This window comes from Variovorax sp. PCZ-1 (genome assembly GCF_018413605.1).
Classification (GTDB): domain Bacteria; phylum Pseudomonadota; class Gammaproteobacteria; order Burkholderiales; family Burkholderiaceae_C; genus JANMDU01.
The window spans coordinates 586,358-612,147 of sequence record NZ_JAHCDN010000001.1; the positions used below are offsets into that span (position 1 = coordinate 586,358).

24 protein-coding genes are annotated in these 25,790 nt (G+C 55.9%); 12 read left to right on the top strand and 12 right to left on the bottom strand.

Annotation, left to right across the window (positions count from 1 at the left end; genetic code table 11):
- Nucleotides 1–81: 81 nt before the first annotated feature.
- From KIH26_RS02925 to KIH26_RS02945, 5 genes are all read right to left on the bottom strand, one after another.
- Nucleotides 82–1,215, bottom strand: coding sequence for an acyl-CoA dehydrogenase family protein (locus KIH26_RS02925; protein ID WP_213444624.1), 1,134 nt, complete (start codon nt 1,213–1,215; stop codon nt 82–84).
- 4 nt (nt 1,216–1,219) lie between these two features.
- Nucleotides 1,220–1,885 carry an SDR family oxidoreductase gene (locus tag KIH26_RS02930; RefSeq protein ID WP_213442265.1) on the bottom strand — a complete coding sequence of 222 codons (666 nt, stop codon included), beginning with the start codon at nt 1,883–1,885 and terminating at the stop codon, nt 1,220–1,222.
- A gap of 60 nt (nt 1,886–1,945) precedes the next feature.
- Nucleotides 1,946–3,127 (bottom strand): acetyl-CoA C-acyltransferase, encoded by a 1,182-nt coding sequence (locus KIH26_RS02935; RefSeq protein ID WP_213442267.1) that lies wholly within the window; start codon nt 3,125–3,127, stop codon nt 1,946–1,948.
- 344 nt (nt 3,128–3,471) lie between these two features.
- On the bottom strand, nt 3,472–3,915 hold the full coding sequence (locus tag KIH26_RS02940) for a YidB family protein (RefSeq protein ID WP_213442269.1): 444 nt from the start codon (nt 3,913–3,915) through the stop codon (nt 3,472–3,474).
- 124 nt (nt 3,916–4,039) lie between these two features.
- Nucleotides 4,040–4,381: an ArsC family reductase gene (locus KIH26_RS02945; protein WP_213442271.1), complete on the bottom strand. Its 342-nt coding sequence runs from the start codon at nt 4,379–4,381 to the stop codon at nt 4,040–4,042.
- Between the two features lie 37 nt (nt 4,382–4,418).
- Here KIH26_RS02945 and folC point away from each other — a divergent pair, with 37 nt between their 5' ends.
- The 4 genes from folC (at nt 4,419) to purF (ending at nt 8,960) form a co-directional block, all read left to right on the top strand.
- Complete coding sequence (folC, locus tag KIH26_RS02950) at nt 4,419–5,759, top strand: bifunctional tetrahydrofolate synthase/dihydrofolate synthase (protein WP_213442273.1); 1,341 nt, start codon at nt 4,419–4,421, stop codon at nt 5,757–5,759.
- 10 nt (nt 5,760–5,769) lie between these two features.
- A complete protein-coding gene (locus KIH26_RS02955; protein ID WP_213442275.1) occupies nt 5,770–6,657 on the top strand; it encodes an SPOR domain-containing protein in 888 nt (295 codons plus the stop codon).
- Between the two features lie 19 nt (nt 6,658–6,676).
- Nucleotides 6,677–7,198, top strand: a complete 522-nt coding sequence (locus tag KIH26_RS02960) for a CvpA family protein (RefSeq protein ID WP_213442277.1) — start codon at nt 6,677–6,679, stop codon at nt 7,196–7,198.
- A 268-nt stretch (nt 7,199–7,466) separates the two neighbouring features.
- A complete protein-coding gene (gene purF / locus KIH26_RS02965) occupies nt 7,467–8,960 on the top strand; it encodes an amidophosphoribosyltransferase (RefSeq protein ID WP_213442279.1) in 1,494 nt (497 codons plus the stop codon).
- Nucleotides 8,961–8,970: 10 nt separating this feature from the next.
- On the opposite strand, the gene KIH26_RS02970 is transcribed toward purF, so the two are convergent.
- Nucleotides 8,971–9,327: an FKBP-type peptidyl-prolyl cis-trans isomerase gene (locus KIH26_RS02970; protein ID WP_213442281.1), complete on the bottom strand. Its 357-nt coding sequence runs from the start codon at nt 9,325–9,327 to the stop codon at nt 8,971–8,973.
- A 99-nt stretch (nt 9,328–9,426) separates the two neighbouring features.
- Between KIH26_RS02970 and KIH26_RS02975 the strand changes: the two genes are divergently transcribed.
- From KIH26_RS02975 to KIH26_RS02985, 3 genes are all read left to right on the top strand, one after another.
- Complete coding sequence (locus KIH26_RS02975; protein WP_213442282.1) at nt 9,427–10,665, top strand: O-succinylhomoserine sulfhydrylase; 1,239 nt, start codon at nt 9,427–9,429, stop codon at nt 10,663–10,665.
- A gap of 25 nt (nt 10,666–10,690) precedes the next feature.
- The gene (gene gltX / locus KIH26_RS02980) at nt 10,691–12,121 is read left to right on the top strand and encodes a glutamate--tRNA ligase (protein ID WP_213442284.1); all 1,431 of its coding nucleotides are present in this window, start codon (nt 10,691–10,693) and stop codon (nt 12,119–12,121) included.
- A gap of 165 nt (nt 12,122–12,286) precedes the next feature.
- Complete coding sequence (locus KIH26_RS02985) at nt 12,287–12,772, top strand: hypothetical protein (RefSeq protein ID WP_213442286.1); 486 nt, start codon at nt 12,287–12,289, stop codon at nt 12,770–12,772.
- Nucleotides 12,773–12,837: 65 nt separating this feature from the next.
- Here the strand turns inward: KIH26_RS02985 and KIH26_RS02990 are convergent, their stop codons facing one another.
- A complete protein-coding gene (locus KIH26_RS02990) occupies nt 12,838–14,337 on the bottom strand; it encodes a cryptochrome/photolyase family protein (protein WP_249661078.1) in 1,500 nt (499 codons plus the stop codon).
- Between the two features lie 398 nt (nt 14,338–14,735).
- On the opposite strand from KIH26_RS02990, the gene KIH26_RS02995 reads away from it, so the two are divergent.
- Entirely contained in the window at nt 14,736–15,809 is a 1,074-nt protein-coding gene (locus tag KIH26_RS02995) for a substrate-binding domain-containing protein (RefSeq protein WP_213442288.1), read from the top strand.
- A gap of 314 nt (nt 15,810–16,123) precedes the next feature.
- Here KIH26_RS02995 and KIH26_RS03000 read toward each other — a convergent pair whose 3' ends face one another.
- Together KIH26_RS03000 and KIH26_RS03005 are read right to left on the bottom strand one after the other, a co-directional pair.
- Nucleotides 16,124–16,744 carry a DUF4145 domain-containing protein gene (locus tag KIH26_RS03000; RefSeq protein ID WP_213442290.1) on the bottom strand — a complete coding sequence of 207 codons (621 nt, stop codon included), beginning with the start codon at nt 16,742–16,744 and terminating at the stop codon, nt 16,124–16,126.
- A 31-nt stretch (nt 16,745–16,775) separates the two neighbouring features.
- Entirely contained in the window at nt 16,776–18,086 is a 1,311-nt protein-coding gene (locus tag KIH26_RS03005; RefSeq protein WP_213442292.1) for a hemolysin family protein, read from the bottom strand.
- Between the two features lie 23 nt (nt 18,087–18,109).
- Between KIH26_RS03005 and KIH26_RS03010 the strand changes: the two genes are divergently transcribed.
- Nucleotides 18,110–18,943 (top strand): symmetrical bis(5'-nucleosyl)-tetraphosphatase, encoded by an 834-nt coding sequence (locus KIH26_RS03010; protein WP_213442294.1) that lies wholly within the window; start codon nt 18,110–18,112, stop codon nt 18,941–18,943.
- Between the two features lie 12 nt (nt 18,944–18,955).
- Here the strand turns inward: KIH26_RS03010 and ppk2 are convergent, their stop codons facing one another.
- The 3 genes from ppk2 to KIH26_RS03025 form a co-directional block, all read right to left on the bottom strand.
- Nucleotides 18,956–20,074 carry a polyphosphate kinase 2 gene (gene ppk2 / locus KIH26_RS03015; RefSeq protein WP_213442295.1) on the bottom strand — a complete coding sequence of 373 codons (1,119 nt, stop codon included), beginning with the start codon at nt 20,072–20,074 and terminating at the stop codon, nt 18,956–18,958.
- Between the two features lie 114 nt (nt 20,075–20,188).
- Entirely contained in the window at nt 20,189–20,932 is a 744-nt protein-coding gene (locus tag KIH26_RS03020) for a 16S rRNA pseudouridine(516) synthase (RefSeq protein WP_213442297.1), read from the bottom strand.
- Nucleotides 20,933–20,945: 13 nt separating this feature from the next.
- Nucleotides 20,946–22,379, bottom strand: coding sequence for a DEAD/DEAH box helicase (locus KIH26_RS03025; protein ID WP_213444628.1), 1,434 nt, complete (start codon nt 22,377–22,379; stop codon nt 20,946–20,948).
- 111 nt (nt 22,380–22,490) lie between these two features.
- Between KIH26_RS03025 and KIH26_RS03030 the strand changes: the two genes are divergently transcribed.
- The 3 genes from KIH26_RS03030 to KIH26_RS03040 all read left to right on the top strand — a co-directional run bounded on the left by KIH26_RS03030 (nt 22,491) and on the right by KIH26_RS03040 (nt 25,749).
- Complete coding sequence (locus tag KIH26_RS03030) at nt 22,491–23,219, top strand: Crp/Fnr family transcriptional regulator (protein ID WP_213442299.1); 729 nt, start codon at nt 22,491–22,493, stop codon at nt 23,217–23,219.
- Nucleotides 23,216–24,304: a phosphotransferase gene (locus tag KIH26_RS03035; protein ID WP_213442301.1), complete on the top strand. Its 1,089-nt coding sequence runs from the start codon at nt 23,216–23,218 to the stop codon at nt 24,302–24,304. Before KIH26_RS03030 ends, KIH26_RS03035 begins: the two co-directional genes overlap by 4 nt.
- 188 nt (nt 24,305–24,492) lie before the next feature.
- Nucleotides 24,493–25,749 carry an acyl-CoA dehydrogenase family protein gene (locus KIH26_RS03040; RefSeq protein ID WP_213442303.1) on the top strand — a complete coding sequence of 419 codons (1,257 nt, stop codon included), beginning with the start codon at nt 24,493–24,495 and terminating at the stop codon, nt 25,747–25,749.
- Nucleotides 25,750–25,790 lie beyond the last annotated feature (41 nt).

Genomic DNA, 25,790 nt, shown 5'->3' on the forward strand with positions numbered 1-25,790 from the left:
TGTCTCGAAGTATGGATTCCTGCAAACAGCGGCGCAAGGGTTTCGCGATGAAATGCCGCTTGGCCGTGGCGAAATGCCAAATCAGAGCGCCAAAGCGCGCCCAATCAAGATTTTTTGCACATCGCTTGTGCCTTCATAAATCTGGCACACGCGCACATCGCGGTAAATCCGCTCGACGGGGAAATCGCTCACATAGCCGTAGCCGCCATGCACTTGAATCGCGTCAGAGCAAACCTTTTCTGCCATCTCGCTGGCAAAAAGCTTGGCCATCGCTGCTTCTTTCAGACAGGGCTTGCCTGCGTCTTTGAGTGAAGCAGCGTGGTGAATCAATGCACGCGCCGCTTCAATCTGCGTGGCCATGTCAGCCAACTTGAACTGCACCGCTTGATGCTGAAAAATCGGCTGGCCGAAGCTCTCGCGTTCTTTGCTGTATTTGAGCGCGGCTTCAAAGGCTGCGCGCGCCATGCCCAGGGATTGCGCGGCAATGCCGATGCGGCCGCCTTCTAGTCCACTCAGTGCGATCTTCAAACCTTGCCCTTCTTCGCCGAGCAAATTCTCCGCAGGCACGCGGCAATTTTCAAAACGAATCTGCGCCGTGTCGCTGGCATGTTGGCCGAGTTTGTCTTCAATCCGCGCCACTTCGTAGCCAGGGGTCTTCGTCTCCACTAAGAAAGCGCTGATGCCCTTCTTGCCAGCGGCTTTATCTGTGACCGCCATCACGATGGCCACATCGCCATTCTTGCCACTGGTGATGAACTGCTTCACGCCTTTGATGACGTAATGATCGCGGTCTTTGGTAGCTGTAGTTTTGAGTCCATCGGCTTGCGAACCCACATGTGGCTCCGTGAGGCAAAACGCGCCGAGCATGTCGCCGCGCGCGAGTGGCTTCAAATATTTTTGCTTCTGCGACTCATTGCCCCAAGCCATTAGGATGGAGCAGACGGGGCAGTTGTTCACACTCACTACTGTCGAGGTTGCGCCATCGCCTGCAGCAATCTCTTCCAAGATCAAAGCGAGGCTCAAGTAATCCAAGCCCGCACCGCCGTATTGTTCAGGCACAGCCACGCCGTAGCAGCCCAAATCCGCCAGGCCGCGCAGCTGCGTTTTGGGAAAGTGATGGGTTTTGTCCCATTCGGCGGCTTTGGGTGCAATTTCGGTTTGCACATAAGAACGCACGGCGTCTTGCACTGCGATATGGTCTTCGGAAAGGATCATTTTTTTACCAGCCTGTGTACTTGCTGCCATCGTGATGCCAAAACACATGGGCATCGCTCTTTTTTGCGTTTGAAATCGTTTTGCGCATGGCAGAGACGGATTCTTCGACGCTGATACTTGCATTCGCACCACCCATATCCGTGCGCACCCAGCCGGGGCAGAGTGCCATGAGATATGCCTTGGGATAATCAAAGCGCGCGGATTGCACGGCCATGTTCAGTGCCGCTTTGCTCACGCGATACGTCCAGCCGTAACTCGATTCAACTTCGGTGATCGAGCCCATGCCGCTGGAGATGAAGGCAAACTTACCGCCAGCTTCCTCCACCAGCGGCGCAACCTGGGGCAGCGCTTGCATCGCGCCGAGCACATTGGCGTACATGGTCGCATCAAACAGTTGCTGCGTAGGCGGCTGCTTCGCGCTGCCATCGGCCCACACGCCAGCCACATAAACCGCCACATCAATCTTCTCGCCATCCAGCTGCCAAGCTAAGCCGCTCACGCTGGCAGGTTGCGCCACATCCACGCGCAGAGCTTTCGCGCCGAGCGCACTGATCCTGGCTAAACCCTCATCACTGCGCGCTGTGGCGATCACTCGCGCACCCGCTTGGCGGTACTGGCGCACAAACTCCAAGCCGATGCCGCGCGAAGCGCCGATGATGAGGACGTTCATAGTTTTATTAAAGAAAATGGCAGTTTGCCGGCATAGAATCTGCGCAAGCAGCTACTATTTTTATAGCATTTCCAAGCAAACTGCTGTACCTTCACCACCGCCAATACACAGTGTTGCTACACCCTTTTTCAAGCCGCGAGCCTTGAGGGCATGCATGAGCGTGACCATGATGCGTGCGCCGGATGCGCCGATGGGGTGGCCGAGTGCGCAGGCGCCGCCGTTGACGTTGACGATCTCGTGAGCGACGTTGAGCTCAGCCATGAGCGCCATCGGCACCACAGCGAAGGCTTCATTCACTTCCCAGAGCTGCACATCTTTCACGCTCCAGCCTGCTTTGGCCAAAGCCTTCTGCGTTGCACCGACAGGAGCTGTAGTGAACCAATTGGGCTCTTGCGCATGCATGGCATGGCTTACGATTTTTGCAATGGGTTTGCAGCCGAGCTTCTCTGCCGTGCTCGCGCGCATCATCACGAGGGCTGCTGCGCCGTCGTTGATGGATGAAGACGATGCGGCAGTGATCGTGCCATCTTTTTTGAAGGCGGGCTTGAGCGAGGCGATCTTGTCGAGCTTGGCTTTCAAGGGCCCTTCGTCCACGCTGATCACGCTCTCGCCTGCGCGTGTCTTCACAGTAATGGGCGTGATCTCAGCCGCAAACGCTCCTGATTTCGTAGCGGCTTGCGCACGTTCTACGCTGGCGATGGCGAATTTATCTTGTGCTTCTCTAGAGAATTTGTACTTCTCGGCGCACTCTTCGCCAAACGTGCCCATCGCGCGGCCTGGCTCGTACGCATCTTCCAAGCCATCAAGCATCATGTGGTCATACACACGGTCATGCCCAATACGGATGCCGCTGCGGCCTTTGAGCAAAAGATGCGGCGCATTCGTCATGCTTTCCATGCCGCCTGCCACCATCACATCCACGCTGCCCGCTGCGAGCATGTCATGGGCAAACATGGCAGCGCGCATGCCCGAGCCGCACATTTTGGAAAGCGTCACCGCGCCCGCGCCTTTGGGCAAACCGCCTTTGAACGCCGCTTGGCGAGCCGGCGCTTGGCCTTGGCCGGCCATGAGGCAGTTGCCAAACAAGACTTCGTTCACCACATCTGGAGAAATGCCTGCGCGCTCCACCGCCGCTTTGATGGCCGCGCCGCCCAAATCATGTGCGGCGAGCGATGCGAAATCGCCCTGAAAAGCGCCCATAGGCGTACGAGCGGCGGAGACGATAACGATGGGATCTTGCATGGTGTTTCCTAGAAAGCTGAGCGCTTGAATTGACTACCAAGCGGCTAGTTAATGACAATCTTGGAGCTTAGCTGATTTCTCGATTGTTGTGATGCAGTACGTGATTTGACGTAGTTTGTGCATAGCGTATTAATAAGCCACGACTGTGATTGGGCTGTTCACCGCAGAAAAATAAAGGGGGAGACGGCGCAGCCGGCGGAGGACATTTTCTACAGGGGAATAGCCCAAGCGCAGTCGTAGCCGCACGATCCAAAAAACAAAAAAGGCCTGATTCTTTAAAAAAATCAAGCCTTTTGAGCACTTTGCCGGCGCAGGATATGCGCGGAGTGCTATCAAAAACAGAGTTACTTCTGCATCATCTTGCCAAGCATGCCCATCAAATCACCAGCGCCGCCCAAGCCACCAGCGGGGGCTTGGCCATCGGGTGTGAGCTTGTCGATGATGCCCGGTAGCATCTGAGCCAGCATGCCGCCAGCTTCGCCTTGGCCGACGCCAAGTTTGGATGCGATATCGCCAATTGCGCCTGAGCCTAGCACTTGGCTGAGTTGGTCTGCGCTGATGGGCATGTTTTCGCCTTTGCCTACCCATGAGTTGGCCACATCGCCGAGGCCGGCTTGGTTGAATTTTTCCAGCAGGCCGCCCAAGCCACCTTGCTGGCCATCATTGCTCAGCATGCCGGTGATCACGGGCAGCAGCGCGCCCAGATTGCCACCCAAACCTCCCGCTGCGCCGGCTTGCTGTTGGCCACCGCTCATGACTGCGCCGAGAACTGAATCGAGTAAACCCATGATCAAACTCCTTATGTAGAAAGCGCTGATTGTGCTGCGGAAATACGCCTCAGGCAAGCAGGCACTCTAGGAGCGTTGTTTTGCAGAGGGCGGATGTGATTTTGTACACAACGGCAACACGCTGTCACCACTTTTCTGGCGAATAGCCCACACTGATATGGCTGCCTTTCACCACTACGGGGCGCTTGATGACGCTGCTGTTGCTCAGCATCAAAGCGATCGCTGTTTCTGCGTCTGTGATTCCAGCTTGTGTGGCTTCATCCAACTTGCGCCAGGTCGTGCCTTTTTTGTTCACCAGTGCTTCCCAGCCAAGTGCTTTGACCCATTGGCGCAAATCAGCTTCAGGTACGCCTTGCTTTTTGAAATCATGGAAGTGGTAGGCAACACCCGCTTGGTCAAACCATGCGCGGGATTTTTTGACGGTATCGCAGTTGGGGATGCCAAAAAGGGTGATTGCTGTGCTCATCACGTGATTTTGCGCCAAGTTCAGTGACAATCGGCGCATGAAAGATTTAGACCAATGGCTTGCCTACATCGAAGGCCTGCATCCGAAGAATATTGATATGGGCTTGGAGCGTGTGCGCGTGGTCTGGAGCCGCATCAAAAGCACTTATGGCGTAGACATCAGCTGCCCAGTGATCACCGTTGCGGGCACGAATGGCAAGGGTTCCACTTGCGCCATGTTGGAATCCGTTTACTCGCAGGCGGGCTACAAGACTGGCGTGTACAGCAGCCCGCATCTCGTGCATTTTTTGGAGCGCTGCCGCATCCGCAATGAGAGTGCATCTGCTACTGATTTCATAGCTGCTTGCGCAGATGTGGAAAGCGCAAGATGCCAAAAAACCTCAGAAAATGAAGGTGATGTGAGCCTCACGTATTTTGAATTCACCACGCTGGCTTTTCTGCTCGTGATGTGCCGCGCTGCGAAAGCCGGCCAGCTCGATGTGATGATTTTGGAAGTGGGTTTGGGCGGCAGGCTGGATGCGGTGAACATCATCGATACCGATTGCGCGGTGATCACGAGCATCGATCTCGATCACATGGAATACCTCGGGCCCGATCGCGAGAGCATTGGTCGCGAGAAGGCGGGCATCATGCGTGCGGGCAAGCCGGTGATCGTGAGCGATCCGATGCCGCCGCAGAGCGTGATTGATCATGCTGAAAAGCTGGGTGCGGATCTCTGGCGCATGGGCACAGACTTTAATTTCCAAGGCGATAAGCAGCAGTGGGGCTGGGCAGGGCGCGCCAAGCGCTTCAGCGGCTTGGCTTATCCAGCTCTGCGCGGAGCCAACCAACTCATCAACGCCAGCGGCGTGCTTGCTGCCATCACTGCCATGAACGAGCAATTGCCCATCACCGCGCAGGCCGTGCGCAATGGCATGGCTTTTGTGGAGCTGCCAGGGCGCTTTCAAATCGTGCCGGGGCAGCCCGCCCTCGTGCTTGATGTGGCGCACAACCCGCACTCCGTGGCCGCGCTCACCGCGAATTTGGATGCGATGGGCTTTTATCCGACCACGCATGCCGTGTTTGGCGCGATGGCAGACAAAGACCTCACGCCCATGCTCCTCAAACTCGCGCCGATTGTGGACCGTTGGTATTTCACCGATCTGCCCACGGCCCGCGCCGCCAAGGCTTTTGAGTTGCAAAGCCGCTGGAAAGCGCTGAACACTCGCAGCGATGCCCAGAGCAGCGTTTACACCTCGCCACAAGAGGCGCTGGATGCGGCTGTGGCTGCAGCTGATGCAGCCGATAGAATCGTGGTGTTTGGCTCCTTCTACACCGTGGGTGGCGTACTGCAAAATGGCACACCGCGTTTAGAAGCGAAGCATCTTTCCAAGACATAAAGCGATACACATGGCCTGGTTCAAATTCGGCAAACAAGACTCTGCGGCAGTGCAAGACTCTCCTGTGGAGACCGTGGAGACGATGCGCACCCGTGCTAAGCGCCGCCTGATAGGTGCACTGGTACTTGTGGTGGCCGCTGTCGTGGGCTTTCCGCTGCTGTTTCAAACACAGCCGCGCCCCGCTTTGGTCGATGTGCCGATCGAGATCCCTGATAAAGCCACGGCCAAACCCTTGGCCGCACCCCCTGCCCAGCCATCCACGCCAGCTGCGGCTGCCAAAGTGGACGACAAAGCCAGCCTAGGTGGCAAAGAAGAAATCGTGAGCGCCGCACCTGCAGTTGCTCCAAAATCTAATGAAAAACCACCTGTCGCCGGCGTAAACACTGCGCCAAGTGCTACTAAAACTGTAGTCAATACACCTCCTGCCGCACCTGATAAATCAGCTGAAATCAAAGCCGCAGCAGAGAAAGCCGCAGCAGACAAAGCGGCCGCCGACAAAGCTGCAGCGCAAAAAGCCGCGCAAGACAAATCTGCTCAAGAGAAACTCGTCCAAGAGAAGATCGCCCAAGACAAAGCCAAAGCCGAGGCACTTGCCAAATCCAAAGCGGATGCAGCCAAGGCGCAGGCCTTGCTGGATGGCAAAGCAGCCGCCGCTGCGCCAGCCGCCGAAGGCCGCTTCATCGTGCAATTCGGCTCATTCGCCGAAGAGAGCAAAGCCCGCGAAGTGCGCCAAAAGGTGGAGCGCGCTGGCTTGAAGACTTACGCTCAAATCGCCGAAACCTCCGAAGGCAAGCGCCATCGCGCCCGCGTGGGCCCGTTTGCCACGCGTGCTGAAGCCGAAAAAGCCGCTGCCAAGATCAAGGCACTGGATTTGCCTGCCAACATCTTGACTCTGTAATCGTCCTAGCGCGCCCAATATGCAGCTTGCCGCGTTAGACTGGATCATCCTCGCGATCCTGCTGCTCTCCATGGCCATTGGCGCTTGGCGCGGTTTGGTCTATGAGGTGCTCTCCGTGCTCGGCTGGCTGGCCGCTTTCATCATCGCGCAGCTCTATGCGGCCACGGTCGGCAATCTGCTGCCCATGGCGGGAGCCACCGATGCGCTGCGATATGCGGCAGGCTTTGTGCTCACCTTCATCGCTTCCGCTTTTGCGGCTGGCCTGCTCGCTTGGTTGGCTAAAAAACTGATTGAAACCGTCGGCTTGCGCCCCGTAGACCGCACTTTAGGTGCGTTTTTCGGGCTTCTGCGTGGTGCAGTGATCTTGATGGCGGCGACGACCGCTGTGCTCATGACGCCACTCAAAGAGGGCGATTGGTGGAAGCAATCTAGTGGGGCGGGTCTTTTGTCAGCCACTTTGCGAGCTGTGAAGCCGATTCTGCCCAATGAAGTGGGACAATACATCTCTGCAAAGGCGCTCGGCGCTTCAAGGGAAATCTAGGGTCTGCTCACACTATTTATGGAGGTGCGAATGAGTGACAAAAACCGCCAATCTAGGCGCACGGCGACGGCAAGGCTGGAGCCTTGCCTAGACGAGCAACGACGAGTGGCGGCTTTTGCCACTCATTCCCTTCGGGTTGCGGCCAAAAAAGCCTCAGGCGGTGTTGCGAAGCCTTGCCGGGGGGAGACCCCGGCTGCGTTTCGCGCCTTGCCTGAGACTTTTTTGACTCGCAACGCATCCTCCATAAATAGTGTGAGCAGACCCTAATATGTGCGGCATCGTCGGCGTAGCAAGTCAATCGCCAGTTAACCAACTCATTTACGACGCGCTCCTGCTTCTGCAGCATCGCGGGCAAGATGCTGCGGGTATCGTCACCCAGCAGGGCACAAAGTTTTATATGCACAAGGCCAAAGGCATGGTGCGCGATGTGTTTCGCACGCGTAATATGCGCGCGCTGCCTGGCAGCATTGGCCTCGGCCAAGTGCGCTACCCCACGGCAGGCAATGCGGATAGCGAAGAAGAAGCTCAGCCTTTTTATGTGAACGCGCCATTCGGCCTCGTGCTCGTACACAACGGTAATCTCACCAATGTGGATGCGCTCAAAGAGCAGCTCTTCAACCATGATCATCGCCACATCAACACCACGAGCGACACCGAGGTGCTGATCAATGTGCTTGCGCACGAGCTGGAGCAAACCACGCGTGGATTACCGTTAGCTCCTAAGGATGTGTTCGCAGCCGTGCGCGGCGTGCATTCGCGCATCAAAGGCTCGTATGCTGTCGTCTCCGTGATTGCTGGTCACGGCTTGCTCGCTTTCCGCGATCCGTTTGGTATTCGTCCGCTGTGCTTAGGCAAAAGCGCAGACGGCACGTATATGGTCGCCAGCGAATCCGTCACGCTCGAGGGCACTGGGCATGATTTCGTGCGCAACATCGCACCCGGTGAAGCCGTATTCATCGACACCCAAGGCCAAATCCACAACGCGACGTGCGCTGAGAAGGCGCAGCTCTCGCCCTGTATTTTTGAATACGTTTATCTCGCGCGCCCCGATTCCGAGATGGATGGCATCAGCGTCTATCAAGCCCGCCTGAATATGGGCGAGACGCTTGCAAAAAGAGTGATCTCCACCGTGCCGCCCGATGAGATTGATGTGGTCATCCCCATCCCCGAATCCAGCCGCCCCAGCGCCATGCAGCTCGCGCAACTCTTGGGCTTGCCCTACCGCGAAGGCTTCGTGAAAAACCGCTACGTCGGCCGCACCTTCATCATGCCCGGCCAAGGCGCGCGTAAAAAATCAGTGCGCCAAAAGCTCAACGCGATTCGCAGTGAATTCAAAGGCCGCCGCGTGCTGCTGGTCGATGATTCCATCGTGCGCGGCACCACGAGTAAAGAAATCGTACAGATGGCCCGTGATGCTGGCGCAGCCAAGGTGTATTTGGCCAGCGCCGCGCCGCCAGTGCGCTACCCCAATGTCTATGGCATCGACATGCCCACGCAAACCGAGCTGATCGCTCACGGCCGCAGCATGGACGAAATCCGCGATTACATCGGCTGCGATGCACTGATCTACCAAGATGTGAGTGGCATGAAAGATGCGATCCGCAAGCTCAATCCCGCGATTGCAAACTTCGAAGCGAGTTGCTTTGATGGCGTTTACATCACGGGAGATATTGCTGCCACGGATGCACAGCGCATCAATGCGAACCGAAGTGGCGAGGAAAACGCCGAAGACGCTTCACGCCTGGCGCTCCATAACGCGTGAAAGCAGTTGCTTAGCGAACAGCCAGCAGTTCGACATCAAACTTCAAGGTCGCATTCGGCGGAATCACGCCACCTGCGCCGCGTGCGCCGTAGCCCAGCTCAGGCGGGATGATCAAGGTGCGCTTGCCGCCCACTTGCATGCCGGCCACGCCTTCATCCCAGCCTTTGATGACCATGCCAGCGCCGAGATCAAAGTTGAAAGGCTGCATGCGGTCTTTGCTGGAATCGAATTTGCCGCCTTGTTGGCCATTGTTAAACAGCCAGCCGGTGTAGTGCACGCTCACCTCTTGGCCAGCAGCGGCTGTGGCGCCAGTGCCGATTTCGGTGTCGATGTATTGCAGGCCGGAGGGTGTGGTTTGAGTGGTCATCGGAAACGTCTTTCACTATTGATTTGATAGCACTTTGCGCAGGAAGTAAGCCGGCGAAAGCCTTAAAATAGTACATATTTTACCTGCAGCACAGCACACATGACATCCAAGAACACCTCCGCCTCATCCTTGCCGAGTTCTTTACCAAGTGGCCTGCATATCGACACATTGGCTGTGCGCGCCGCTGTGCCGCGCAGCCAATATGGCGAAAATTCCGAGGCCTTGTATCTCACCAGCGGCTATGTGCAGCCCGACGCGCAGACTTCTGCGCAGCGCTTTCTTGGCGAGGAAGAAGGCTACACCTACGGCCGCACCGGCAACCCCACGGTCAGCAGCTTTGAGATGCGCTTGGCGGCGATGGAAGGCACAGAGGCTGCGATGGCTACGTCTTCGGGCATGTCGGCCATCATGCTGATGATCTTTTCGCTGCTCAAATCTGGCGATCATGTGATCATTTCGCAATCCATGTTTGGCTCCACGATCAAGCTGATCGGCACGGAGTTTGCGCGCTTTGGCGTGGAATCTTCCATCGTGCCGCAAAGCGATGTGGCAGCTTGGAAAGCGGCTGTGCGCCCGAATACGAAGATTCTGTTTGCTGAAACGCCGACCAATCCTTTGACGGATGTGTGCGATATCCAAGCGCTGGCCGATATTGCACACAACGCAGGCGCTTTGCTCGCTGTGGACAACTGCTTTGCTACACCCGTCTTGCAGCGCCCGATCACCATGGGCGCAGACATCATCATGCATTCGGGCACGAAGTATCTGGACGGCCAAGGCCGGGTGATGGCGGGCGCGCTCTGCGCGAGCGAGAAGCTCGTCACCGAAAAATTCCTGCCCGTGATGAAAAACAGCGGCTTGATCCTCGCGCCTTTCAACGCTTGGGTACTGATCAAAGGTTTGGAGACGCTGGATATTCGCATTCGCGCCCAAAGTGCCAAAGCGCTGGAGATGGCGCAATGGCTTGAAGCGCAGCCTCAAGTGGCTCGTGTGTATTACCCCGGTTTGCCCAGCCATGAGCAGCATGCCTTGGCCATGAAGCAAATGTCTGGCAACGGCGGCGCGCTGCTCTCGTTTGATGTGAAGGCGAAAGATTCGGCTCAGGCACGTGAGCGGGCCTTTCATGTACTCGATCAACTGCAAGTGCTCTCGCTCTGCACGAATCTTGGCGACACCAAAACCCTGCTCACCCACCCCGCGAGCACATCGCATGGCAAGCTTTCGGACGCTCAGCGCAGCGCCGCTGGTATTGGTCAAGGCATGATCCGCATGGCCGTGGGCTTGGAGCATGTGGGTGATATGAAAAATGATTTATTGCGCGGCTTAAACACGCTTTAAGTTTCACAATTTGAATTTGAAAACTATGACAACGATCCGCACGCGCATTGCGCCTTCTCCTACTGGCTTCTTGCATCTCGGCACAGCCCGCACAGCGCTTTACTGCTGGGCATTCGCGCAGCATCACAAAGCGTTAGGCGCTGATGCGCAGTTCATCTTGCGTATTGAAGACACCGATGAAGCGCGCTCCACCGAAGAGGCGGTCGTTCAGATCATTGAAGCCATGGATTGGCTGGAGATGAAGTACGACGAAGGCCCGTTTTATCAAATGAAGCGGATGGCGCGCTATCGCGAAGTGATCGCGCAGATGGTTGCAAACGGCACGGCGTATTACTGCTACACCCAACCTGCTGAGCTCGATGCGATGCGCGAAGCGCAAAAAGCGCGAGGCGAGAAGCCGCGTTATGACGGCAGGTGGCGGCCTGAAGCTGGCAAGACGTTGCCGCAGCCGCCCGCAGGCATCCGCCCTGTGGTGCGCTTTAAAAACCCACAAGGCGGCGATGTGGTTTGGGAAGACATGGTCAAAGGCCAAATCTCGATCAGCAATGATGAGCTGGATGATCTGATCATCGCCCGCCCAGTCAGTGAAGAAGGCGCGAAAACTGGTGAGACGGTCGGCACGCCCACCTACAACTTCTGCGTCGTCGTTGATGATTGGGACATGCGTATGACGCATGTGATTCGCGGCGACGATCATGTGAACAACACACCGCGCCAGATCAACATCTTGCGCGCTTTAGGCGCGCCGCTGCCCGTCTATGGTCATGTGCCGATGATCTTGGGGCCAGATGGCGAGAAACTCTCCAAGCGCCACGGTGCGGTGAGTGTGACGCAGTATCGTGATGAAGGCTATCTCGTCGAAGCCATGATCAACTACTTAGCGCGCCTAGGTTGGAGCCACGGCGATGATGAGCTTTTCACGCGCGAACAGCTCACCAGTTGGTTCGACGGCAAACACCTCTCGCGCAGCCCCGCGCAATGGGATGGCGCAAAGCTTAAATGGGTGAACCAGCATTACATGAAGCTCGCTGATGATCAGCGCCTCTCCAAGCTCGTTACCGAGCAACTGACCAAGCGCAGCATCACCCCAGACGAGCGCTTGCCAGCGATTTGCGCCCTGTTCAAAGACCGCTGTGAAACCACGCAGGTGCTCGCCGATTGGGCATCCGCTTTCTACTCCACACCACAGCGCAACGAAGCAGACTACACGCAGCATGTGACCGAGGCCGTGAAGCCGGCCGTTGCAGTGCTCGCCGCCAAGTTGCAAAACTGCGAGTGGAACAAAGCGGCTCTTGCCAATGCCGTGAAAGAAACACTCACCGAGACAGGCCTGAAAATGCCTCAGCTCGCCATGCCCGTGCGCGTGCTCCTCATGGGCAAAGCGCAAACGCCTTCGCTCGATGCCGTGCTGGAGCTGTGCGGACAAAAATTGTCACTCGAACGCCTGGCTTACTAAGACTGGCGCGGGTTGGCGGGGGATAAGCGGGGGCGGTTTTGACAAAATAGTCACACCGTTTGGCGTAAACTAATTTGCACTATGCGTGCTGATTCGCCCTATCGCTACCACCTGCTCATTGGTGAACGCCAACTGGGTCCCTACGATCGAAAAACGATCGTAGGCATGCGTATTAAAAAGCTGATTGATAACAGTCTTCACGTGCGTCGCAGCGATGGGCACGACATGACAGTAGCGCAATTGCTCGCAGATCGCTTTGAAATGGCCGATGCAGAAAGCCTGCACAAACAAGCCGTCTCGCCGCCCGCATCCGGTATTTGGCCAAGCTTCTTGATGAATTGTGGCGGTAGCTTGATGAAACCTGGTGCTTTAGGCTTTATTGGGCGAGGCGAGCTGCGCTTTCAAGGTGATTTTTTGCGGCTCACAGCCAACCGTAAAAGCGGCTTCATCTCGACGCGGCAAGAGCGCACCAAACTACCGCTCTCTGCTTTGATCTCTGCCACGCCGCATGCCAAGCAAGCCAATGTTCTGGTGCTTCAGCTCAAGCCCGCGCATCGCGTGGAAGGTGTGGTGGGCAATGCGCCGGGGCTGATTGCGCTGGATGATGCGGATGCAGTGAAAGAACTGCTGGAGCTGATGAATCTGCCTTGAAGATGCATGACTCATTTGCTATTAAATAAATAGCATTCCGCGCAGATTCTATACCGGCGAACTGCCTATTTCGCTGCTTTTTTCACCACGGAATAGCGCTCCAGCGTCTTCGCCCGCGCCTCGTCATGAATCACGCAGCGCAGCGGGTAATCCACACCCAGCTTCACGCCACTGGCCGCGATATCTACTGGCTTCGCATCCCAAGGCGCATGCAGAGCTGCATCGGGCAGCTTAGCGAGCTCTGGTACATAGCGGCGAATGAATTTACCTTGCGCATCAAATTTTTCGCTCTGGCTGGTCGGATTAAAAATCCGAAAGTAGGGTTGCGCGTCACACCCGCTACTTGAAGCCCATTGCCAGCCGCCATTGTTCGCGCTCAAATCAAAATCGTTGAGCTGCTCTGCAAAGTATTTCTCCCCCCAGCGCCAATCCAGCCCCAGATCTTTGGTGAGAAAACTCGCCACCACCATGCGTAGGCGGTTGTGCATGTAGCCTGTCTCGTTCAATTGGCGCATCGCGGCATCGACGATGGGGTAGCCCGTTTTCCCATCGCACCAAGCTTTGAAAAGCGCATTGGCAACACTCCCTTTCTCCCACTCAATCGCGTCGTATTCTTTCTTGAAAGCGCGCTTAGCCACATGCGGATGGTGATGCAAGATCTGCACATAAAAGTCGCGCCAAATCAGCTCGGAAAGCCACACCCTTGCGCCTTCCGTGCCAGCCGTGCCTTCGCCCATGCCCGCTCGCGGGAAGGCGCGCTTATGCGCCTCACGCGCGAGCTGGCGAATGCTCACCGTGCCAAAGCGCAGATGCACGCTTAAATAGCTCGGGCCTTTCACGGCAGGGAAATTGCGCGTTTCGTCATAACGATCGATGCGAGATAAAAAGTCTTTGAACAGCTCCTGGCCACCTGTGCTACCTGTTGGGATTTTCAAAGTTTCAAGATTCGTTTTCGTAAAACCCATCACTTCAAGCGTAGGCACGCTTTGCGATAGATGAGCAGGCGCAGCTGCCAAATGCGCTGCGTATTTCTCCGTTGGATAAGCCTTTAGAAAATAATCATCGACCTTTTTGAGCCAAGCATTTTTATAGGGCGTGAACACACCATACGAACCACCGCTCAAAGTGAGCACTTCGCTGCGCTCAAAAATCACATGGTCTTTGTATGTATGAAAACTCACTCCCGCGTTAGCCAAAGCGCCGCGCACCTGTGTATCCCGCGCAATCGCCTGCGGCTCATCGTCATGGTTAGTAAACACAGCCTGCACGCCCAGCTCAGTAGCCAAGCGCGGAATTTCATCATTCGCCCAAGCATGACGCACGATCAGATGCGGTGCTTTTTTACCAGCCATCTTCTCCAATTGCGTTTTCAGATCTACCAAAGATTCGCGGATGAACTCCACACGCCGGTCTGCTTTGGGCAGCAAATCCAATATCTCTTTGTCAAACACGAATACGCAATACACCTGCTTGCTGCTTTTGAGCGCGTGATAAAGCGCAGCATTATCATCAGCGCGCAGATCGCGGCGAAACCACATCAAGGATTTTTGGAATTTTTCTGTCATAGATGCATTGTGCTCTTGTTGCTTTTCCTCGCGCTGGCTGAGGGGTTTACTCATGTTTCGCTCGTAGATAGCCTCTGAGCCCGCCCTCGCCACGGCGCACCCACCTCCGCGAATGTCCTCCGCCGGGCTTTGCCCGTCTCCCCCCTTTATTTCGCTGCGGTGGATGCACCATGTCGATGGCTGCGAAAAATCAGTAGTGAATTCTGTCTTCTTTCTTTGCACACTAACCCTCTCGCAAGATCGCGCGACCTGTGCGCTTTGCGTAGGTAAAGGAGGAAGCGGCGAAGCTAAACTGCCGGAGAAAAACCAAGCTTAAACGCCGCTGGGGGACACGGAGCAAAGCGTGCAGGTCGTGCGATCCCACCGAAATCGAAGCAACAGCAATACACTAAGAACAAATGCAGCAAGTCCAACTCGCCTACAACTTCAACCCAAGCAAAGCCCAGCAAGGCGGCTTGAGTAATCCCATGATTGCGATGTTGCAAACCGTCGCTCAGCATGGCTCCATCTTGGCAGCTTCCAAGGCGCTGGGGCTCTCGTATCGCCATGTCTGGGGCGAACTCAAGCGCTGGGAAAAAGAGCTGGGGCAGCCGCTCTTGGTGTGGGAGCGCGGCCAAGCCGCGCAGCTCACTGCTTTTGCTCAGCGCCTCATCTATGCTGAAGCGCAAGCCTTGGCTAGACTTGCTCCGCAAATCGAAGCCCTGCAAGCCGAGTTGGAGCGCGGCTTGGCGCTCGCCTTTGATCCCAGCGCTCACGTGATTGCCCTACACGCCAGCCACGACGAAGCCCTCTCTCGCCTACGTGTGCATGCGGCGAAATCTAAACTGCATTTGGATGTCAACTTCACTGGCAGCTTAGATGCGCTCAGAGCTTTGAATGATGGGCGCTGCTTGGTCGCCGGTTTTCACACGCGCCTGCCTGCACAAGCAGACTCGCTTGCCTCACGCACCTACAAGCCTTTGCTCATCCCCGGTCAACACAAAATCCTAGGCTTCGTGCAGCGCAGCCAAGGCTTGATCGTCGCCAAAGGCAATCCACTCAAAATCAAAAGCTTGGCTGATGTCGCCAAGCGCGGCCTACGCTTCGTCAATCGCCCCGCAGGTACAGGCACGCGTGTATTGCTCGACGAATTGCTAGCAGAGCAGGGTATTGCCAAATCCGCCATCACAGGCTATAAAAAATCCGAGCCCTCACATCAAGCCGCAGCACTCGCTGTGGCGCAAGGCATTGCTGATGTGGCCTTGGGTATAGAGGCCGCAGCACAAGGCCAAGCTTTCGTGCCCCTCGTGCAAGAGCGCTACGCCTTGGTCTGCCATGCTCAGGCTTTGGATGATCCGGCGGTTCAGTTGCTAGCCAAGCAACTCAAAAGCGCTGCGTGGTTGAAAGAGTTATCTGCAATGGTCGGATACTTACCTTTGCAAAGCGGCAAAGTGCTGAAGATGACTGAAACACTGCCTTGGTGGGATTTTTAAAGGAGAAACGCCATATAGCCGGCATATTACCTGCGCATAGTGCTATCAATTTAAGAGTATCTGCATTCCATGAAGCACCTGAGCACACAGCAGCTTCGCCTTCACACCACCCGCTCACCTGCCATGCAACGTGCCCGAAAAAGCCGAGGACTGTCTTTTAAAGCATTCCGTGCATGGTTTCCCGAGCTGCCATCATTTGTAGCGATGATTACATTATTGGCCGCGCCCGACCGAGACAGTCTTCGTTTTTTCAGACCCATTGCGTAGCGGATTGATGTTTGATACTCACAAAATACATGACTTGAGTATTTGCATTACGGTGCTTCACTTGTTTCTAGACTTATCCGAAACTCTTTCAATTTCTTAGGGGCAACATACACGTATTCGACAAGTGTTCTAAAGAACTTGTCCATCTGCCAAGTTAGAGGTACAGTTACCTTCTGACCTGTATTGTGCGCTCCTGAATTTCCGAGTGTTCTTAGCACATCAGTTACTTCTACAAGAACAGGGGGAATCTCGCCATTATCTGCAAGAGTTTTTAAGCGCGCGTGCAGGCTACCTGGAGCAACCCCTCTGTCATCGCAAAGAGCTTCTAAAGAACGGCGAATCAAAACTGCGAAAGCGTTTGGAGAGACTTTCTGAACACGCTTCGATTCGCGATAGTTACTCGCGACTATTTCGGGTATGGAGTCGTCCAGATCGACACCAGATGGAAACACCAGTGTCGGCTCATCACCAGTGTCAAAGTCGTGAGTCTCATAAATGCTGAGGTCGCCACATGTCGTACAGGAATAACCGGAATAATTTGAAGTGGGTGGATCGTCAGTAAGCTTGCCATTAGTCCCATACCAATCGCCAACATAGCTATGTGAGAAAACTGATCGGTGAGGGGTCTTATTGCCACAATGTGGGCATACAAAAACTGGATCATTCATGCTTAATGCTAACTTAATATCTTGGTCAAGCTCAAGCGAGAGCAATCTTCCTAGCCCTCACACGATCCACACGCCGGCCTTCAAGAGCAGTGACTTCAAAGCGCCAGCCACCCACTTCAATCGCCTCACCCTGTGCAGGCAAATGTCCGGCCACAGCCATGAGAAGGCCGGCGAGGGTGTTGTAGTGCCCCTCTTCTTCATCGGGCAACTCTTCCTCAATGTCCAAACGGCTTTTCAGCTCGGCTACGGGCATCAAGCCATCAAGCTTCCATGCGCCATCTGCCTCGCGCGTGGCCCAGGCGTCGGCGGCGACTTGCGGTTTGAGCTCGCCCGTGATGGCTTCGAGCAAGTCACGCGGCGTGAGCAGGCCTTGGCACACGCCGTATTCGTCCACCACGAACACCAGTCGCGCGGATTGTTGGCGGAATTGCTCCAGTAGCTCCATGCCGCTGAGTGTTTCGGGGATAAAGACCGCAGGCGTGGCTAATTCGCCCACTGTTTGCCCCGTGTTGCCGGTTTGCTGGCGCAGCAGCCTCGCCACACTGACGATGCCCACGATATTGTCGAGCCCGCCTTGGCATACGGGATACCAGCTGTGTGAAGTCTTGCTGTTGGTATCTGCTGTGCCGCCCGCTTTGCGCAGCGCATCTTGCACGCTGCAATCCGCATCCAGCCACTCAATATCCGAGCGCGGAATCATGATGGAAATCAGTGGGCGATCGTCCAAGTGAAACAGGTTTTGCACCATCTGGCGCTCGTGCTCTTCAATCACGCCAGCATCCAAGCCTTCATCCAAACTCGCAGCGATTTCGGCTTCCGTCACGCTGCGGCTTTGATCGGTGCGGATGCGCAGCAGTTTCAAAACGCCTAAGGTACTCATCGTGAGCAGCTTGACGAAGGGGCTCGCCACTTTCGCCAGCCACAGCATGGGCTTGGCCACTACGCGCGCCACGGCCTCTGGATAGGCCCAGCCAATGCGCTTAGGCACGAGTTCGCCAAAGATCAAGGTGATGAAAGTGATGACGATCACCACGAGCGTGGTCGCTGTTGGTGAGGCCAATTTTTCACCCATGCCCAGTTGCATCAAAAACTGCTGCACCCCGTCGCTAAAGGCTGCCTCGCCCACAATGCCATTGAGCATGCCGATCGAGGTGATGCCGATTTGCACCGTGGAGAGCATCGTGGTGGGCTTGTCTGCCAATTCCAGCGCAGCTTTCGCGCCATCGTCGCCACTCTCAGCCATGGCAGTGAGCCGCACCTTCTTGGCGGCTGTTAAGGCCATTTCGCTCATAGCAAAAGCGCCGTTGATCAGCGTGAGCAGGGCGATGAGTAGGAAATCCATTGAAAACTTGTTAATCTCGGAAGATGTCACTTTACCTGATCGGCGATGTGCAAGGTTGCGATGCGGCGCTGGGGCGGCTGCTGGATGAATTTAATTTTTCACCCAGTCGCGATCAGCTGGTGCTGCTTGGCGATCTGGTCAATCGCGGGCCAGATTCGCTCAAAGTGCTGCGCAGGCTTCAAGCGCTGGGCACGGCTGCGCAATGCTTGCTGGGAAATCATGATCTGCATGCTTTGGCAGTGGCTGCTGGTGCACGCCCGCTGCACAAGAACGATACGCTGGATGAGCTCTTGGCGGCTCCTGATGCTGAACCTTTGCTCGAGTGGCTGCGCTGGCGGGATTTGGCGGTATATCGCGAGGGCATCCTCATGGTGCATGCAGGTGTGTTACCCAGCTGGGGCACGCAACTGACGATCGAACTTGCCACGCAGGTGAGCACCGCGATTCGGCAAAACGACAGCCGAGATTTTTTTGAGCACATGTATGGCAACGAACCTGCCGAATGGCATCAGAATTTGAAAGGCACGGAGCGCCTGCGTGTGATCATCAATGCTCTGACGCGGCTGCGCTTTTGCACTGTGCAAGGCAAGATGGAATTTGCCAGTAAAGAAGGCGCGGGCTCAGCACCCGAAGGCTATCTGCCGTGGTTTGAAATTCCCAGCCGAGCCACAGCAAACACCCCCATGGCTTTCGGCCACTGGAGCACATTAGGTTTGATCAATCGGCCCAATCTCATCGCCCTCGATACAGGCTGCGTGTGGGGAGGCTGCTTGAGCGCTGTACGAGTCGATGGCGGACGGCGCGAGTTGGTGCAGGTTGCATGCGAGCAGGCTCAAAAGCCGGGCAGGCAGGCTTGATACATTTGCGCTTTACATCTCTGCCGGTTTATCGCTTGGGCTGATCAGATCATCGCTTTGGCCTTTGACCAAGGAAGGCCTGCCCACCACCAGAGGATCTACCACGCCAATGGTGGCCAGCTCGCGTTTGTCGTATGGCATCCGATGCAATACATAGCGCATGGCATTGAGACGTGCACGTTTTTTGCAATCAGATTTGATGACCGTCCATGGCGCATCTGAGGTATCGGTGTGCACAAACATCGCCTCTTTGGCCAAAGTGTAGTCATCCCATTTGTCTAGCGACGCCATATCAATCGGAGAGAGCTTCCATTGCTTGAGCGGATGCGCTTTGCGCTCATTGAAGCGGCGGCGCTGTTCTTTTCGGCTGACGGAGAACCAAAGCTTGATCACATAAATACCTGAGCGCACAAGCTGCCGCTCAAACTCTGGCGCTTGGCGCAAAAATTCATCGTATTCGGCCTGATTGCAAAAGCCCATCACGCGCTCTACGCCAGCGCGGTTGTACCAACTGCGGTCAAACAGCACGATCTCGCCCTTGGAGGGCAAATGCTGGATATAGCGCTGAAAATACCACTGGCCGCGCTCTTGATCCGAAGGTTTTTCAAGAGCCACCACGCGCGCACCACGCGGATTCAAGTGCTCCATGAAGCGTTTGATCGTGCCTCCCTTGCCCGCCGCATCTCGCCCCTCAAACAAAATAACGACACGCTGGCCGGATTGCTTCACCCATGCCTGCAGTTTGAGCAGCTCCACTTGCAAGCGATACTTTTGCTTTTCGTAGGTATGGCGGGACAGCAGGTTCTTGTAAGGGTAACTGCCTTTGCGCCAGTCAGGGGAAAGTTCTTCATCGGGATCAAGATCGCCCAAGGGTCGCGCTTTCGGGGCGGAGAGTGTTTTGAGCAGGGCTCGCTTTTCATCTTCGGATGCACCCGCCAGCAGTGTTTTCACAGGATGGCTCAATTGACTGGCTGAGCTCACGCTCTTAGCAATATCTTTCAAAGCCTCTGCACGCACCACAGTTGCGCGTGCTTTTCTTTTGGTCACTACATATTGCTCACCCCTGACGGCAGCCGTTGCAGGCTTTGCGCTGGGTGCCTTGGCGCGCGTTGTTTTTGCTGTGCTTGCCATGCTTCTCTCCTGATGGTGGGTGATAAAAATAGTGACACCATTATTCACATATTCAGGATCAGAAGGTTTTGGGGCGAACCCTGTCGCCTGATGCGAGCGCGCAGCGAATCGTGCTTAGCACTTCTTGCTGAGCGATTCAAGCTCCGAGGCACTTAACCAGCGCCATTGGCCAGAAGGCAAATCTTCATTCAAAACCAAGTTACCAATCTGCGAGCGATGCAGGGCAACGACATGATTGCCCACAGCGGCGATCATGCGTTTGACTTGGTGGTATTTGCCTTCTGTGAGTGTCATGTCTAGGGTTTTCTCGCCAGTTTGCTCGGCTGCTGCGGCTTTGACTGGTTTGGGGTCGTCGTTGAGTACCACGCCAGCTAAGAGCTTTTCGATTTGTTTGGTATCGACTTCGCGATCTGTCGTGATTTGGTAGACCTTGGGCACATGGTGCTTGGGGCTGCTCATTTTGTGGAGAAATTGGCCGTCATCGGTGAGCAGCAGTAGACCTGTGGTGTCTTGATCGAGCCTGCCAATGGCTTGCACGCCTTGCACCACGCCTTTGGTGGGGCGCTGGCGCAGCGGGGCGGGGAGCAGGCTGTAGGCGCTGGGCCATGCGCCTGGGCGGTGGCTGCATTCGTAGCCTGCGGGCTTGTGCAGCATGAGGTAGGCGCGCTCGTGGTATTCCCAAGCCTTGCCTTGCACGCTGAAAGGCATGCCATCAGTTACTATGATTTCAGTAGCACTCTGCGCAGGTTCTGCGCCGGCAAACTGCTCAAAGCCCTTGATAAATCCTTGTTGTATCAAGCCTGCGCAGACACGGCGAGTACCAAAGCCTTGGCTGAAGAGTAAATCATCCAAACGCATCGCAGCGGCTCAATCACTCGCCGGTCTTGAACAGCGCAGCGACTTTCTTTTTGGTTTTGATATTGGCCGATACGCGCGAAGTCGTTGTTCCCGCGCTGTTGGTAGCGGTTGTGGGCTCTGGCGTGCTCGGCTCGTAGGGGCGATCAAAGAAGGGATCGACTGGCTTCGGAGCTGGGCGGCTGGCGTAGCGGGAGCGAGTGTCTTCGCGACGCTCATAGCCACGGTCATCACGGCGCGGTGCATCATCTTCATCGCCCCAAGCGCGGCGGCCAGAGTTAAAGCGATCGCCACGGCGCGGGCCCTCACCCTCAAGCTCAATCGGCGCGAACTCCACTTTCTTTTTGATCAGCTTTTCAATGTCGGAGATCAAGCGCTTGTCATCGCTGTCTACAAAGCTCATGGCCAAGCCAGTAGCGCCGGCACGGCCAGTGCGGCCAATGCGATGAACATAGTCTTCGGCGTTAAAGGGAATATCGAAATTGAATACGGCAGGTACGTCTTTGATATCGAGGCCGCGAGCGGCCACGTCTGTTGCGACCAGCAAATCCACTTCGCCCTTTTTGAAGGCTTCCAGAGCTTTCAAACGCTCATCTTGGCTCTTGTCGCCATGCAAAGCGGTGGTGCGCAGACCATCGCGCTCCAGTGAGCGCGCAAGGCGTGCGCAGCCAAGTTTGCTGTTGCAAAACACGAAGGCCTGCGTGATATTTCTTTCGCGTACCAACTGTCTTAATACGCGGCGCTTGTCGTCTTCATGCACGCTGAAGAAGAGCTGCTCGACGTTGGCCGAAGTCTCGTTAGGCCGAGCGACTTCCACCAAAATCGGGTTTTGCAAATAGCTGCCTGCCAAGCGTTTGATCTCGGGCGAGAACGTGGCGGAGAAGAGCAGGGTGATGCGCTGCTTGGGTAAAAAGCTCAAGATGCGCTGCAGATCGGGCAAGAAGCCAATATCGAGCATGCGGTCGGCTTCGTCGAGTACGACGTATTCGACTTGATTGAGCACAGCGGATTTCATCTCGATGTGATCGAGCAAGCGGCCGGGCGTCGCGGTGAGAATCTCTACGCCTTTGCGCAGCTCGGCCACTTGCGGCTTGATATCGATACCGCCGAAGACGACAGTCGAGCGCAGCTGCGTGTATTTGGCATACAGCTTGACGTTGTCTTGAATCTGATCAGCCAGCTCGCGCGTTGGCGTGAGCACGAGGGCGCGCACCGGATGGCGGGCGGGGGAAGGCGATGCAGTCTCGTGCTTGAGCATGCGCTGCAGAAGCGGCAACACGAAGGCGGCGGTTTTCCCCGTTCCCGTTTGCGCTGCACCCATCACATCGCGGCCTGCGAGCACATGCGGAATGGCTGCCGCTTGAATCGGGCTCATCGTGGTGTAACCCTTTTCGGCTACGGCGCGCAAAATCGGCTCGGCCAGGCCGACAGAGGAAAATGGGATATTCAAAGGTGGGGCAAGGGGTTCGGTCATGTAGGGTGTATTGTCTCATTTAGCACAGACACTCTCGTGACAGCCTTAGAGACCCTAGCCAAGAACAACCTGCACAATGGAAAGTACATGATTTCAGACGAACCCATCCTCTCCCAAGACGAGCGCGAGGCCATCAACACAGGGCGCTGGTTTTCAAGCCTGTCCCCTAGTTTGCGCCACGATATCTTGCGCTATGCCTATGTGAAGCGCTACCGCGATGGTGAGCTGATCGCAGCGCGCGGCGAGCGGCCTGATGAATGGGTGGCCTGCGCGAAAGGAGCTGTTCGCATATCCAGCACTTCGGTGTCTGGCAAGCAAGTCACGCTCACCTATGTGGAGCCGGGTATATGGTTTGGTGATGTGGCGATTTTTGATGGGGATCAGCGCACACATGATTGCTACGCCCATGGTGAGAGCACGGTGGTCTGCGTCTCGCGCAACGATTTCACCAAGATTTTGGCGGATCACACTGAGTTGTACGAAGCGCTGCTGAGGCTCAATGCACGCTTGATCCGCTTGCTTTTTGGTTTGGTGGAAGATCTCAATACCTTGCCCTTGCGCGCACGCTTGGCCAAGCAGCTCGTGCATTTGGCGCGCAGCTATGGTGTGCCGAGCCTTTCGCATCAGGAAGAGACGCGTATTGGGCTGCACCTCGCACAGGAAGAATTAGCGCAGCTGCTGGGTGCATCGCGCCAACGCGTGAATCAAGAGCTCAAACAAATGGAGCGCGAAGAGTTGATCCGCGTGGAGCCCGGCGGCTTGATTGTGCGTAGCAGAGAAGGCTTGAAACGCATTGGGAATGGAGACCAAGAATGAGCGGGGGATTCGATCATTTTGTTGGCACGCGTGAAGTCTCAGACAAGCATGCCTTCGACACCGCGGCTTTGAGCACATGGATGGCAACTCATGTGGCAGGCTTTGCCGGGCCTTTAACCGTTGAGATGTTCAAAGGCGGGCAATCGAATCCCACTTACAAGCTCATCACGCCCAATCTGACGTATGTGATGCGGGCCAAGCCAGGCCCAGTAGCCAAGCTTTTGCCTTCAGCGCATGCGGTAGAGCGCGAATTCGCCGTGATGCGCGGCTTGCATGGCACGGGTGTACCTGTGGCCAAGATGTACGCGCTCTGCGAAGACGAATCGGTGATTGGCCGCGCGTTTTACATCATGGAGTTTGTTGAAGGCCGAGTGCTTTGGGATCAAGCTTTACCAGGCATGAATCCCCAAGAGCGCGGCGAGATTTACCGCGAGATGAATCGCGTGCAAGCCGCTTTGCACACGGTTGATTTCGCAGCGCAGGGCTTAGCTGGCTACGGTAAGCCCGGCAACTATTTCGAGCGCCAAATTGGCCGCTGGACGAAGCAATACCAAGCCTCGATCACGCAGCCGATTGAAGAGATGGATCGTTTGATCGAATGGCTGCCCGCGAACATTCCCGCGAGCGCCAAAGACGAAAGCAAGAGCAGCATCGTGCATGGCGACTATCGTCTAGATAATCTCATCTTCCATCCCACAGAGCCGCGCGTGCTCGCTGTGCTGGATTGGGAGCTTTCCACGCTTGGTCATCCGCTCGCCGATTTCAGCTACCACTGCATGGCCTGGCATATCCCGCCTGGCGCGTTTCGCGGCATTGGCGGCTTGGATCACGTGGCACTTGGCATCCCGAGCGAAGCAGATTACATCCGCATGTATTGCGAGCGCACAAAGCTGGCCACGCCAGAGCAATTGCAAGCCGATTGGAATTTCTATTTGGCCTACAACCTGTTTCGCTTGGCGGCGATCTTGCAAGGCATTGCCAAGCGGATTGAAACCGGCACAGCCTCAAGCGCGCAAGCCATTGCTTCTGCTGCTGGGGCGAAGCCGCTCGCGCAAATGGGTTGGCGTTTTGCGCAGGCGGCATGATGTTTTCACTCAAACCAAAGAACGCAAAAGGCGCAGAAAAAACGCAAAAGACGCAAAACAGAAATGCAGATAAATATATTTCAACTCAAGCCTCTCTTTGATTTGGCTTTTTCTGCGTTTTTTGCGTAACTTTTGCGCGTTTTGCGTTCTATTCTCAAATTGACCGACACAACTCACCGGAGATAAAAATGGATTTTTCTTATTCACCTCGCGTGCAAGAGCTGCAAGCTCAGTTGCTCAAATTCTTTGACGATCACATTTATCCCAACGAGAAAGCATACGCTGACGAAATTGAAGCCAACACCAAAGCTGGTAAGCGCTGGACGCCGTTGCAAACGATTGAAAAGCTCAAACCCATCGCACAAAAGCAAGGTTTGTGGAATCTTTTCCTCCCGCGCGACACCGCAGAAATCGCAGGCTTTGGCGGCGATCCACAATTTGGCGGCGCAGGATTAACGAACCAAGAATACGCACCGCTCGCAGAAATCATGGGCCGCGTGCTCTGGGCAAGCGAAGTGTTTAACTGCTCTGCGCCCGACACCGGCAATATGGAAACGCTGGCGCGCTATGGCTCAGATGAAATTCGCAATCGTTGGCTCAAGCCTTTGCTGCGCGGTGAAGTGCGCTCTGCTTTTGCCATGACCGAGCCTGAAGTCGCATCATCTGACGCCACCAACATCGCCACCCGCATCGAAAAGCAAACCGACGACACCTATCTCATCAATGGCCGCAAATGGTGGATCTCCGGCGCGGGCGATCCACGCTGCGCGGTGTACATCACCATGGGCAAGAGCGATCCTGATGCGCCGCGCCACAGCCAGCAAAGCATGATCGTCGTGCCCGCTGATGCGCCTGGCGTGAAAGTGATTCGCCCGCTCACCGTCATGGGTTACGACGATGCACCGCACGGCCATTGCGAGATGACGTTTACCAATGTCAAAGTGCCCGCCGCCAACATGCTGCTCGGCGAAGGCCGTGGCTTCGAAATCGCCCAAGGCCGCTTAGGCCCCGGTCGTATTCACCATTGCATGCGCCTCATCGGCTTGGCTGAGCGCTCGCTAGAGCTCATGTGCAAACGCGCCAGCAGCCGCACAGCTTTTGGCAAACTCGTTTCTCAGCAAGGCGTGACCTTGGAGCGCATTGCAGAAGCCCGCTGCAAAATCGACCAAGCCCGCCTGCTCACGCTGCGCACGGCGTGGCTGATGGATGTGGGCGGCAACAAGCTCGCCAAAAACGATATCGCCATGATCAAAGTGGTGGCGCCTACGATGGCCTGCCAAGTGATTGATTGGGCGATGCAAGTGCATGGTGGTGGCGGTATGAGCGACGATTTCCCGCTGGCCTATTCCTACACCATGGCTCGCACTTTGCGCTTTGCTGATGGCCCGGATGAGGTGCATCGTAATGCGATTGCTAAGAATGAGTTGGGCAAGTATTCGGTCTGAGCTTGTTTGCGCTCCGTCGCCTTCGATGTCGGCGGGCGCTT

Excerpts from the sequence above, each read along its gene's own strand:
- KIH26_RS02925 (WP_213444624.1), bottom strand. The coding sequence starts at position 1,215 with ATGATCCTTTCCGAAGACCATATCGCAGTGCAAGACGCCGTGCGTTCT.
- KIH26_RS02930 (WP_213442265.1), bottom strand. The coding sequence starts at position 1,885 with ATGAACGTCCTCATCATCGGCGCTTCGCGCGGCATCGGCTTGGAGTTT.
- KIH26_RS02935 (WP_213442267.1), bottom strand. The coding sequence starts at position 3,127 with ATGCAAGATCCCATCGTTATCGTCTCCGCCGCTCGTACGCCTATGGGC.
- KIH26_RS02940 (WP_213442269.1), bottom strand. The coding sequence starts at position 3,915 with ATGGGTTTACTCGATTCAGTTCTCGGCGCAGTCATGAGCGGTGGCCAA.
- KIH26_RS02945 (WP_213442271.1), bottom strand. The coding sequence starts at position 4,381 with ATGAGCACAGCAATCACCCTTTTTGGCATCCCCAACTGCGATACCGTC.
- folC (WP_213442273.1), top strand. The coding sequence starts at position 4,419 with ATGAAAGATTTAGACCAATGGCTTGCCTACATCGAAGGCCTGCATCCG.
- KIH26_RS02955 (WP_213442275.1), top strand. The coding sequence starts at position 5,770 with ATGGCCTGGTTCAAATTCGGCAAACAAGACTCTGCGGCAGTGCAAGAC.
- KIH26_RS02960 (WP_213442277.1), top strand. The coding sequence starts at position 6,677 with ATGCAGCTTGCCGCGTTAGACTGGATCATCCTCGCGATCCTGCTGCTC.
- purF (WP_213442279.1), top strand. The coding sequence starts at position 7,467 with ATGTGCGGCATCGTCGGCGTAGCAAGTCAATCGCCAGTTAACCAACTC.
- KIH26_RS02970 (WP_213442281.1), bottom strand. The coding sequence starts at position 9,327 with ATGACCACTCAAACCACACCCTCCGGCCTGCAATACATCGACACCGAA.
- KIH26_RS02975 (WP_213442282.1), top strand. The coding sequence starts at position 9,427 with ATGACATCCAAGAACACCTCCGCCTCATCCTTGCCGAGTTCTTTACCA.
- gltX (WP_213442284.1), top strand. The coding sequence starts at position 10,691 with ATGACAACGATCCGCACGCGCATTGCGCCTTCTCCTACTGGCTTCTTG.
- KIH26_RS02985 (WP_213442286.1), top strand. The coding sequence starts at position 12,287 with ATGCGTATTAAAAAGCTGATTGATAACAGTCTTCACGTGCGTCGCAGC.
- KIH26_RS02990 (WP_249661078.1), bottom strand. The coding sequence starts at position 14,337 with ATGACAGAAAAATTCCAAAAATCCTTGATGTGGTTTCGCCGCGATCTG.
- KIH26_RS02995 (WP_213442288.1), top strand. The coding sequence starts at position 14,736 with ATGCAGCAAGTCCAACTCGCCTACAACTTCAACCCAAGCAAAGCCCAG.
- KIH26_RS03000 (WP_213442290.1), bottom strand. The coding sequence starts at position 16,744 with ATGAATGATCCAGTTTTTGTATGCCCACATTGTGGCAATAAGACCCCT.
- KIH26_RS03005 (WP_213442292.1), bottom strand. The coding sequence starts at position 18,086 with ATGGATTTCCTACTCATCGCCCTGCTCACGCTGATCAACGGCGCTTTT.
- KIH26_RS03010 (WP_213442294.1), top strand. The coding sequence starts at position 18,110 with ATGTCACTTTACCTGATCGGCGATGTGCAAGGTTGCGATGCGGCGCTG.
- ppk2 (WP_213442295.1), bottom strand. The coding sequence starts at position 20,074 with ATGGCAAGCACAGCAAAAACAACGCGCGCCAAGGCACCCAGCGCAAAG.
- KIH26_RS03020 (WP_213442297.1), bottom strand. The coding sequence starts at position 20,932 with ATGCGTTTGGATGATTTACTCTTCAGCCAAGGCTTTGGTACTCGCCGT.
- KIH26_RS03030 (WP_213442299.1), top strand. The coding sequence starts at position 22,491 with ATGATTTCAGACGAACCCATCCTCTCCCAAGACGAGCGCGAGGCCATC.
- KIH26_RS03035 (WP_213442301.1), top strand. The coding sequence starts at position 23,216 with ATGAGCGGGGGATTCGATCATTTTGTTGGCACGCGTGAAGTCTCAGAC.
- KIH26_RS03040 (WP_213442303.1), top strand. The coding sequence starts at position 24,493 with ATGGATTTTTCTTATTCACCTCGCGTGCAAGAGCTGCAAGCTCAGTTG.